General features: G+C 45.8%; 8 protein-coding genes and 1 riboswitch. All 8 genes read left to right on the forward strand.

Annotated elements, in window-relative coordinates; genetic code table 11:
- Positions 1–10 precede the first annotated feature (10 nt).
- Positions 11–958 carry a GerMN domain-containing protein gene (locus DMI82_RS11360; RefSeq protein ID WP_021651566.1) on the forward strand — a complete coding sequence of 316 codons (948 nt, stop codon included), beginning with the start codon at positions 11–13 and terminating at the stop codon, positions 956–958.
- A 44-nt stretch (positions 959–1,002) separates the two neighbouring features.
- The gene (locus tag DMI82_RS11365) at positions 1,003–3,282 is read left to right on the forward strand and encodes a DNA internalization-related competence protein ComEC/Rec2 (protein ID WP_242981831.1); all 2,280 of its coding nucleotides are present in this window, start codon (positions 1,003–1,005) and stop codon (positions 3,280–3,282) included.
- A gap of 89 nt (positions 3,283–3,371) precedes the next feature.
- Positions 3,372–4,751: an NAD(P)/FAD-dependent oxidoreductase gene (locus DMI82_RS11370; protein WP_110103334.1), complete on the forward strand. Its 1,380-nt coding sequence runs from the start codon at positions 3,372–3,374 to the stop codon at positions 4,749–4,751.
- Positions 4,752–5,139: 388 nt separating this feature from the next.
- Positions 5,140–5,314: riboswitch (cobalamin riboswitch) on the forward strand.
- Positions 5,315–5,476: 162 nt separating this feature from the next.
- The gene (locus DMI82_RS11375) at positions 5,477–6,769 is read left to right on the forward strand and encodes a sirohydrochlorin cobaltochelatase (RefSeq protein WP_015525974.1); all 1,293 of its coding nucleotides are present in this window, start codon (positions 5,477–5,479) and stop codon (positions 6,767–6,769) included.
- 121 nt (positions 6,770–6,890) lie between these two features.
- Positions 6,891–7,790: a hypothetical protein gene (locus DMI82_RS11380; RefSeq protein ID WP_110103335.1), complete on the forward strand. Its 900-nt coding sequence runs from the start codon at positions 6,891–6,893 to the stop codon at positions 7,788–7,790.
- Positions 7,787–8,932, forward strand: coding sequence for an ABC transporter substrate-binding protein (locus DMI82_RS11385; protein ID WP_110103336.1), 1,146 nt, complete (start codon positions 7,787–7,789; stop codon positions 8,930–8,932). Before DMI82_RS11380 ends, DMI82_RS11385 begins: the two co-directional genes overlap by 4 nt.
- A 96-nt stretch (positions 8,933–9,028) precedes the next feature.
- Positions 9,029–10,048 (forward strand): FecCD family ABC transporter permease, encoded by a 1,020-nt coding sequence (locus DMI82_RS11390; RefSeq protein WP_110103344.1) that lies wholly within the window; start codon positions 9,029–9,031, stop codon positions 10,046–10,048.
- A gap of 3 nt (positions 10,049–10,051) precedes the next feature.
- A complete protein-coding gene (locus DMI82_RS11395; protein ID WP_110103337.1) occupies positions 10,052–11,155 on the forward strand; it encodes an ABC transporter ATP-binding protein in 1,104 nt (367 codons plus the stop codon).
- Positions 11,156–11,353: the final 198 nt, after the last annotated feature.

An 11,353-nucleotide genomic window follows, 5' to 3' on the forward strand; every position in this document is an offset into this window, starting at 1 on the left:
GAGGTACAGCATGAAAAAAACGATTTTGATCATCTGTGTGGCCGCTGCCTGCATCCTTTTTGGTCTGGTTGCTTTCATAGGTTTGTCAGGAAGAAATAAAAACGAAGAACAGCAGTATAGATTTTATTATATCAACAGCGATGAAACGAGACTGAAAGAAGAAAAATATACTCCGGAGAAGGAAACAACAGAAGTGATGCTGCGCAATTTTTCCGAGAGTCTGAATAACCGTGAGACCCGGGAAGACGGAATCTCACTTTTTCCGGATGGGGTAAAGATTTCTTCTTATTCCATACAGGATGGAGTCCTGAACGTAGAATTCAATGAGGCCTATGATAAAATGTCACGTACCAGGGAACTTCTGGTGCGGGCAGGTATAGTGAAGATCTTTTTACAGGTTCCAGGAGTAGATTCTGTGGAAATCTATGTGGGTAAAAAGCCGCTGACAGATACCAGGGGTGAAGAAGTGGGAGCCATGAACAACGACACCTTTGTGGAGTTTTCCGGGTCCGATGGGGATGTGTACAGCTATGACACCTTTACTTTGTATTTCACAAATAAAAACGGAGATAAACTGGTAGCGGAACAGAGAAGTGTCCGCTACAGACGAAATCTTCCGAAGGCTACGGTGGTTTTGGAGCAGCTTGCAAGAGGTCCGCTGGAAAAAGGACATTATCCTACAATACCGGAGAATTCAGAGGTACTTTCCCTGACGAGAGCAAACGGAATCTGCTATGTGGATTATAATTCCGTATTTCAGGATTATGCGCTGGATGTTTCGGAACAGATTGCCGTGTATTCGGTGGTAAATACGCTGATCGCGGCAACGGATGTGGACAAAGTTGAGATTTCCATCGAAGGAAACAAGGAAGTGACCTTTGGCCAGAATATGCAGCTTTATAAGTTCTATGAATGGAACGACAGCTTGCTGGCACACACAAAGGCTAAAAAAGAATAGAAAAAATAAAACATTTCAAAATATCAGAAAACGGGAGAACATTTATGGCGAAAAGGCCGATGTGTCTTTTGTGTTTTCTTATGGTGCTGAGTCTTGGCGCACTGGAGCTTATGGGGATTCCTCTGATCAGGGGGAATCCCCTTCCGTTAAATGTGCAGGAGCAGATCGAAGCGCACCCTGGTTCCATGATCTGCGGGGAGGTGGAACAGTATGAAAACACAGAATTTTCCCAGTCTGTTTATCTGAAAAAAACATATCTTATCCATCAGTCAAAAAAATTTCCAATTGAAAATGTAAGAATATTTCTCAAAAAAGAAGAAGATCTGAAACCGGGAATGCGGATCCTGGTCAAGGGAACGCTGAAAAGAGTGGAAGGTCCTGCGAATCCGGGGGGCTTTGACAGCCAACACTTTTATGCCTGTCGTCATATTTATTATTTTATGAAGAACGCTGTGCTCCAAAAGAAAACAGCAGTGTATTCCGGCTACAGGCAGCTCCTTTTGGAGATAAAAGAAAGCTGCAGACAGATCCTGAAGGAAGCAGCAGGAAAAGATGCACCTGTTTTTTGTGCCATGACGCTTGGAGACAAACAGGAACTGGATCCGGAAACACAGATGAGCTATCAGCTGGCCGGGATCATACATATCCTTGCCATCAGCGGACTTCATATCAGTATTCTTGGAATGGGGCTTTACAACCTTCTAAAGAAGATGGGACTGGGAATCTGGCCTGCCGGGATTTTTTCTCTGGGAGTGATGCTGCAGTATGGGATCATGACCGGAGGGAGTGTTTCCACCATGCGTGCAGTAACTATGTTTTTGATCGCCATGGGAGCCAGGATCACCGGACGGATCTATGATATGATGAGTGCTCTTTCCGTAACTGCCATGATGCTCCTTGTGGAATCTCCGGCCTATCTCTTGGACAGCGGATTTCTTCTGTCCTTTGGCTGTGTTCTGGGAATGGGGTTCGCTGCGGAAAAGATCTGTGCCCTTGCAGGAGCGGAGAAAAAATGGACAAAGGCACTGGTAAGTCCTATAGCTCTTCAGCTTGTGACTCTGCCGGTGATGCTGAAGTTTTTCGGAGAAGTCTCTATTGCCGGATTTATCCTGAATCTGTTGGTGCTTCCAAGTGTGGGGGTAGTGCTGACTGGAGGAATGGCGGCGCTGCTGCTGGGAATTCTCAGTATTCCTGCGGCAAAACTGGTAATCCTGCCGGCAAGGGTACTGCTGCTTTTTTATGAATATCTCTGCAGTCTGGCAGGAAGATCAGGATGGAGTACCTGGATCGGAGGGGAGCCGGAAATATGGCAGATTGTGGTATATTATGGCTTTTTGATCATAGTCCTGTTTATGGGACAGTATATAAAAGAACAGCTCCGGAAGAAAAAAGCAGTCAGTGAGGAAATGGAGTTATCAGAGGAGCGGGCGGAAGCAGGTTGTTGGAAGCTATATGCTATCCGGATAACAGCCGGTATTTTTCTGGCAGTCGGAATCCTGATACTGGGATTTCATCCAGCAGGAAGTCTGAAGGTGATCTGCCTGGATGTAGGACAAGGTGACGGTATTCTTGTGGAGACCCCGGAGGATCACCATTTTTTGATCGACGGAGGAAGCAGCAGCCAGTCGGAGCTTGGAAGATACTGCCTTTTGCCGGCATTGAAAAGTCAGGGGATTTCCTGGCTGGATGGGATTTTTATTTCCCATACAGATCAGGATCACATCAACGGTGTGAAGGAGCTTCTGGAATATATGGGAAAAGGTCTTACAACCATCCGGGTCGGATATCTGATCCTGCCTGCCTGGGCGGAAAGACCAGATGCGTGGAGGGAGCTTGCAGAGGCAGCAAAAACAGCCGGAGTTAAGGTCATGACAGCCGGAAAAGGGGATGAGCTGCCTTGCGGCAAAGTATCTTTTTCTGTTCTGTGGCCGGAGAAAAATGCCACAGGAAAAGATGTGAATGAGGAAGCTATGGTGATGGAGTTGTCTTTTGGAGATTTTCAGATGCTTTTTACCGGAGATATCGGTGCAGATACGGAGAAAAAGCTTCTGGCAGCCGGGGGGCTTGAGGATGTTGACTGTCTGAAGGTGGGACATCACGGTTCCCGTTATTCTACCACAGAAGCATTTCTTGAGAAAATAAAGCCGGAAGTGGCGATCATTTCCTGTTCGCTCACTAACACCTACGGACATCCGTCACCGGAAACCGTAGAGCGGCTTAAAGCGGCCGGAAGTCAGGTGGAATACACCATGAAAAACGGTGCTATTACCGTGGAAACAGATGGAAAAAAGCTTAAGATCGGAAGGTTCCGAAAAAACAGGTGACTTTTGAACACACTTGTTGTAGAATAGACAGGGTTTATGCAAAAACAAAGTACTGAAAATGTGCAATACAAGATAAGGAGTTTTTATTTATGAAATATGATGTACTGATCGTAGGAGCAGGTCCCGGTGGAATCTTTGCGGCCTATGAACTGATGAATAATGATCCGGAGAAAAAGATCGCGGTTTTTGAAGCTGGTCATCCTCTGGAAAAAAGAAAATGTCCCATCGACGGAAAGAAAGTAAAATCCTGTATCCACTGCAAAACCTGTGCGATCATGAAGGGATTTGGCGGTGCAGGCGCTTTCTCCGACGGAAAATATAATATCACCAATCAGTTTGGCGGAACTCTGTACCAGCATATCGGCAAGGATACAGCCACAGAGCTGATGGAATATGTAGATAAACTGAACCTGATGCATGGCGGTGAGGGAACCAAACTTTATTCTACCACAAACAGCGAGATCCGTAAGCTCTGCCTTCAGAACGGCCTGCATCTTTTGGATGCATCAGTCCGCCATCTGGGAACAGATATCAACTATGTGGTGCTTCAGAACCTCTATGAAAAAATGAAAGACCATGTGGACTTCTATTTTGACGCATCTGTTGACAAAGTAGAAAAAACTGAAGACGGTTATGCAGTTTTTGTAGGAGATGAGCGTTACGAGGGAACTTACTGTATCATCTCCGCAGGACGAAGCGGAAGTAAATGGATGGAGACGGTATGTACAGAGCTTAAGATCCCGACTCTTTCCAACCGTGTGGACATCGGAGTCCGTGTGGAGCTTCCGGCAGAGGTTTTCAGCCGTCTGACAGATGAGCTTTATGAGAGCAAGATCGTTTACAGAACTGAGAAGTTTGAGGATATGGTCCGTACCTTCTGCATGAACCCGCGAGGTGTTGTCGTGAATGAAAATACCAACGGTATCATCACAGTAAACGGTCACAGCTACGAAGATCCGGCAAAGCATACCAACAATACAAACTTTGCCCTTCTGGTATCCAAGCATTTCTCAGAGCCGTTCCATGACAGCAACGGATACGGTGAGAGCATTGCAAGACTTTCCAATATGCTTGGCGGTGGTGTTATGGTACAGCGGTTTGGAGATCTGATCCGCGGAAGACGAAGCACAAAAGCCCGTATTGAGGAAAGTTTCGTAACACCTACACTTTCTGCGACACCGGGAGATTTAAGTCTTGTTATGCCGAAACGTATCCTGGATGGCATCATTGAGATGATCTATGCTCTGGATAAGATCGCACCGGGAACCGCAGATGATGATACTTTGCTTTATGGCGTTGAGGTTAAATTCTACAACATGGAGGTCGAGATCGACGAAAATCTGGAAACCTGCCACAAGGGTCTCTTTGTTATCGGAGACTGCAGCGGCGTGACCCATTCTCTGTCCCATGCATCTGCCAGCGGAATCTACGTAGCCAGATACCTGGAGCAGGAGTATTTTAACAGATAAACTGCAGAGCAGTTTATCTGTTATGAGCAAGTAGCAAAGCGGATTGCGAATATCCGCTTGACTAGATAAACTGCAAAGCAGTTTATCTGTTATGAGCAAGTAGCGAAGCGGATTGCGAATATCTGATGTAAGACAGTCCTTTTCTGATATCAGGGTGATGACAGAAAGGGGCTGTTTTTTATGCAGGATATGCATGAATATTGGAGAAAGCATTCTGATAATAACTGACAGATACAGGGAGAAAACCGGTTACTGTTCACTGGTAATATTTCGCGAGGTGTTTTTTGTGAGCGAAGATCACAGAAAACCGTGAATCGTCTGACATCAATCTTGACAAATTTATGAGTTTGTGGTAAAAGTTAGATAACCAGGTAAAAGAAAATATGTGCAAATGTTATAATGATAAGGTTGCATCCAGTCGGATGTGCAAAAGAGAATCCGGTGAGAATCCGGAACGATACCGTCACTGTGAAAGGGGAGCTGCTTTTATAACCACTGGGAGACCGGGAAGGGAAAGCAGCGTGGAACCAAGTCAGGAGAACTGCCTTATTGTGAGATTCAGGGATTCGCGGTTTACGAATCGGTATTCTCCATAACAATACAGAACTTCTTTTTATGTATTTGTATTGCGCAGAGAATCATGTGTGAGCAGGCGGCCGCAGAGAGCTGCTGCTTTTTTGTACATATCAGTATTCTGGAAATACATGAAAAGAGGACAATGAGAAATGAAAAGAAAAACAATGTTAGCTCTGATGCTCGCAGTTTCCATGACATGCTCTATGGGTGCAGCTACAACAGCAATGGCAGCAGAGGATTCTGCTACAGAAGAGAACGCTGAGGCAGCTGATACCACAGAGGCTTCTGATGCAGATCAGGAAGCAGCAGATAATGTAGCAGCTCTGATCGACAAGATCTATGTACAGGAAAGAAACGACACAACAGATGAGGACTGCAAGGCAGCCAAAGAAGCATGGGATGCTCTGACAGATGCTCAGAAAGAACTGGTAGAGGGTGAGAATGCAGATCCGGATTATTTCGGACGTGACACAGGAGATGCTTCCAAGGACGATCCGCGTAACCAGGATGAGATCGGTGAGAATGAACTTCTTGTTGTAAGCTTTGGTACTTCCTTCAATGACAGCCGTGCAGAGGATGTCAAGGGAATCGAGGATGCTCTTGCAGAAGCTTATCCGGACTGGTCTGTAAGAAGAGCATTTACAGCACAGATCATCATCAACCATGTAGAGGCAAGAGATGATGAAGTGATCGATAACATGCAGCAGGCTCTTGACCGTGCAGTAGAGAATGGTGTTAAGAATCTGGTTGTACAGCCTACCCATCTGATGCATGGTGCTGAGTACGATGAGATGACAGAAGCGATCAATGGCTATAAAGATAAATTCGAGTCTGTAGCTATCGCAGAGCCAATGCTCGGTGAGGTTGGAGACGATGCAACTGTGATCAATGATGACAAGAAAGCCGTTGCTCAGGCGATCACAGATACGGCTTGCAAAGAGGCCGGATTTGACAGCATGGATGCAGCAGCTGAGGCTGGCACAGCATTCGTATTCATGGGACATGGAACATCTCATACAGCTAACGTTACATACGATCAGATGCAGACACAGATGGAAAACCTTGGATTGAAGAACGCATTCATCGGTACTGTAGAGGGTAAGCCGGAAGATACAGCCTGCGACAAGGTTATCGAGAAGGTAAAAGAAGCAGGATACAAGAACGTTGTTCTTCGTCCGCTGATGGTTGTTGCCGGAGACCATGCAAATAACGATATGGCCGGTGATGAGGAGGATTCCTGGAAGAGCCAGTTTGTAGCATCCGGAAACTTCGATAAGGTTGACTGCCAGATCGAGGGTCTTGGAAGAATCGAAGCAGTTGAGAAGCTTTATGTAGAGCATACAAAGGCAGCCATCGATTCTCTGGGAAGCACTGAGGAGTCCGCAGATTCTGATGCAGCAGCAGATACAGAGGCTGATTCTGCTGAGGAGTCCGCAGAATAATAAATATAAAAATATCTGAGTGAGTTCAGATACCTATAAGAAATCAATGTAACTGCCCGGAAAGATCAGGAAGACTGTTTTCCGGGCAGATTGCTGTATCTATGGAAGGGAGAAGATTATCATGAAAAAACGCTATGTAAACTTAATTCTTGCAATGGCAAGTGCATCAGTCCTGGTGCTGGGCTCTGTGCCTGCGATGGCAAAAACAGATGAAACAAAAACAGAGTCCGGTGAGGAAGCAGAAGCTTCCGAAGACAAGGATACAGATGCAGCCAAAGCAGATACCCTGGAAGATGGCGTTTATACAGCAGAGTTTGATACAGACAGCAGCATGTTTCATGTAAATGAGGCCAATGACAATAAAGGAGAGCTCACGGTCAAAGATGGTAAAATGACCATCCACGTAAGTCTGGTTTCCAAGAAGATCGTTAACCTGTTTGCGGGAACTGCCGAGGATGCCCAGAAGGACGGAGCAGAGATCATTGAGCCGACCACAGATACAGTGAAGTACAGCGATGGTTATACAGAGGAGGTTTACGGATTTGATATCCCGGTACCGGCCATTGGTGAGGAATTTAACGTGGCGATCCTGGGAGAAAAAGGCAAATGGTACGACCATAAAGTCAGCGTAAAGAATCCTGTAAAAACCTCTGACGACAAAAAATCCGAAGGGAAAAAACCGGAAGAGCTGAAGCTGGAGGACGGAACCTATGAGACGGATGTAACCCTTACAGGCGGAACAGGAAGAGCATCTGTAGAATCTCCAGCTAAAGTAGAGATCAAGGACAAAGAAGCTACGGCAACCATCATCTGGAGCAGTCCGAATTATGATTACATGATCGTGGACGGCGAAAAATATGAGCCGGTGAACAAAGACGGAAACTCCACATTTGAGATCCCGGTCACAGTCTTTGACGCAGAAATGGAAGTGACTGCAGATACTGTAGCCATGAGTACTCCTCACGAGATTGAGTATACCCTGAATTTTGATTCTTCGAGCATGAAAAAGGAAGAAAAATGAAAAAAATAATTTCATACATATTTCTGACGCTGACCCTGATCCTGGGGTGTGCTTTTGCAGTGCAGGCAGCAGAGACAGAACATAAGCCTGCGGATATTCCAGGCCTTACCTTTGACCACAGTATGGATCTTTCCTACGCAAAGGAATTTAATGTGGATTACTACAACGATGGCTATGCGCTGCTCACTATTGATCAGGAAGGACAGTTTCTTGTAGTTCCCGAAGGCAAGAAAGCACCGGAGGGGCTGAATCCTGACATTGCGGTTCTGCAGCAGCCCATAAACAATATCTATCTGGTAGCAACCTCGGCCATGGATCTTTTCCGCGCTATCGACGGGATTGACAGCATCAAGCTTTCCGGAACCAAGGAAGACGGATGGTATATCCAGGAAGCAAAGGACGCCATGGAACAGAAAAAGATGATCTATGCCGGCAAGTACAATGCTCCGGATTACGAGCTGATCCTGAACGAGGGCTGTGACCTTGCCATTGAATCCACCATGATCCATCACAATCCGGAGGTACAGGAGAAACTGGAGCAGTTCGGGATCCCTGTAATGGTAGAGCGTTCCAGCTATGAGAGTCATCCTCTTGGAAGGACCGAGTGGATGAAGCTTTACGCAGTTCTTCTGGGAAAAGAAGATGTAGCAGAAAAGGTTTTCAAAGAGCAGACGGACAAGCTGGATAAGGTTCTCACAGCAGATAAAACAGACAAGACCGTAGCGTTCTTTTATATCAACTCCGTAGGTGCGGTAAATATAAGAAAAAGCGGCGACTATGTTTCAGAAATGATCTCTCTTGCAGGGGGAAATTATGTTCCGGAGGATACGGGAGTAAATGACAATGCTCTTTCCACCATGAATATGCAGATGGAAGAGTTTTATGCCAAGGCGAAGGATGCAGACTATATCATCTATAACAGTACGATTGACGGGGAACTTAAGACCATTGATGAGCTTCTTTCCAAAAGTAAGCTTCTTGCAGATTTCAAGGCAGTGAAGAACGGAAATGTCTGGTGCACAGGCAAAAATCTCTTCCAGGAAACTACCGGACTTGGAACCATGATCGAGGATATCCACACCATGCTGACTACAGACGATGATTCTCTGGATGAGCTGACCTATATGCATAAACTGAAATAAATTCCAGTGTTCGCTTTAACTCCTTTGCCGGTTTCCACCTGTGAGCAGGAAACGAAAGGACAGGATAACAAAACAGAAGAGGAGTGTACCAGAAAAATGAATGACAGAAAACGCGCAGTCCGATACGGGATCTCTTTTGTGATCCTTGCGGTACTTTTAATCTTTTTATTTATATGGAATGTAAATTCCGGAAGTATCCACCTCTCTGTGAGGGAGATCCTGAATATCATATTCCGGCATCAGGGAGATGAAACTTCTTATAATATCGTCTGGGAGATCCGTCTTCCCAGGATACTGGCAGTGATCATCCTTGGCGGAGCACTTTCTGTTTCCGGATTTTTGCTGCAGACCTTTTTTAACAATCCTATCGCGGGACCCTTTGTACTGGGAATCTCTTCCGGTGCCAAGCTGATCGTGGCGCTTCTGATGATCTTTTTTTTAAGCAGATCGGTGTCCATCGGTTCTGGCGCCATGATCCTGGCTGCTTTTGCAGGCTCAATGATCTCCATGGGCTTTGTGCTCCTTGTGGCAAAAAAAGTCCACAACATGTCCATGCTGGTCATCAGTGGTGTTATGATCGGCTATATCTGTTCGGCCATCACAGACTTTGTGGTGACCTTTGCAGATGATTCCAATATAGTCAATCTTCATAATTGGTCACTGGGTAGCTTTTCCGGTATGACCTGGGGGAATGTGCAGACTATGGCTGCTGTGGTACTTCTTACTATGGTGATCGTATTTTTTATGTCAAAACCGATCAGCGCCTATCAGCTGGGGGAGACTTACGCGCAGAATATGGGAGTTAATATCAAGGCTTTCCGGATACTTCTGATCTTGCTTTCCAGTATTCTTTCTGCCTGTGTGACCGCTTTTGCAGGGCCGATCTCCTTCGTGGGGATCGCTGTGCCTCATATTGCAAAAAGTCTCCTGAAGACTGCAAAACCCCTGCTTGTGATCCCGGCCTGTTTTCTGGGCGGTGCAGTGTTCTGCCTGTTCTGTGACCTGATCGCAAGAACTGTATTTGCACCGACGGAGCTGAGCATCAGTTCTGTGACAGCAGTTTTCGGAGCACCGGTAGTTATCTATATCATGATTCGCAGACAGCAGAGGATATAAACGATGAAATCATATTTTTTTTATACAGATCAGCTGACCGTAGGCTATGATGGAAAACCGCTGATCAAAGAGATCAATATTCAGCTGAATAAAGGAGAGATCCTGACACTGATCGGTCCCAACGGTGCCGGAAAATCTACTATTTTGAAGAGTATCACAAGACAGCTTTCCCTGATCAGCGGAACGGTATATCTGGAACAGGAACAGATGAGCCGGATGACCAACAGGGAAGTGTCAAAAAAACTGGCTGTAGTACTTACCGAGCGCATGCGACCGGAGCTTATGACCTGTGAGGATGTGGTATCCACCGGACGATATCCCTATACCGGAACTCTCGGGATCCTTTCCGCAGAGGACAAGGAAAAAGTTAAAAGTGCCATGGAGATGGTTCACGCCTGGGATCTGAAGAACCGGGATTTTACAGCTATCAGTGACGGACAGAGACAGCGTATCCTTCTGGCACGCGCCATCTGCCAGGAACCGGAGATCATTATCCTGGATGAACCGACCTCCTTCCTGGATATCCGGCATAAGCTGGAGCTTCTTGCTATTTTGAAGAAGATGGTATTGGAAAAACAGATGACGGTGATCATGTCCCTTCATGAGCTGGATCTTGCCCAGAAGATTTCTGACCAGGTGATCTGTGTTCATGGAGATCACATTGAGAAATATGGTGCACCGGAGGAAATCTTTACTTCCGATTATATTCGGAAGCTTTATGGCATCACCCGTGGAAGCTATAATGCAGAATTCGGCTGCGTGGAAATGGAACCTCCGGCCGGAAAACCGGAGGTGTTTGTGATCGGAGGAAATGGAAGTGGGATTCCGGTATATCGGAAGCTGCAGCGACAGGGGATTCCTTTTGTGACCGGAGTTCTCCATACCAATGATGCAGATTATCAGGTGGCAAAAGAACTGGCTGCAAAAGTGATCACGGAGAAGCCTTTTGAATGCATTTCAGAGTCAGCCTTTGAAGAAGCGCTGGAGTTCATGGGAAAATGTGAAAAAGTGTACTGTCCGCTGAAGGATTTTGGTATCATGAATGAAAAAAACCGGGAATTGCTGAAAAAAGCAAAAGAAACCGGAAAATTAAACCGGATCAGATAAGTTTGCTGGGAAAAAGTGAAAAGCGATAAAACGTTGTCAGAAATGTGAGATATAATTTCCGGCAGCGTTTTTTTTATATAACTATAAATGAGCAAGTTCGTGATTTTGCATAAAAGAAAGACACCTCGATTCCATGTGTTGTATAATGAAAGTGCCAAAACAAACATTTGCAACATTTACGAAAGAAGGTGTCTCTCG

The sequence above is a fragment of the Blautia sp. BCRC 81119 genome (genome assembly GCF_003184505.1).
Taxonomy (GTDB): domain Bacteria; phylum Bacillota; class Clostridia; order Lachnospirales; family Lachnospiraceae; genus Blautia_A; species Blautia_A fusiformis.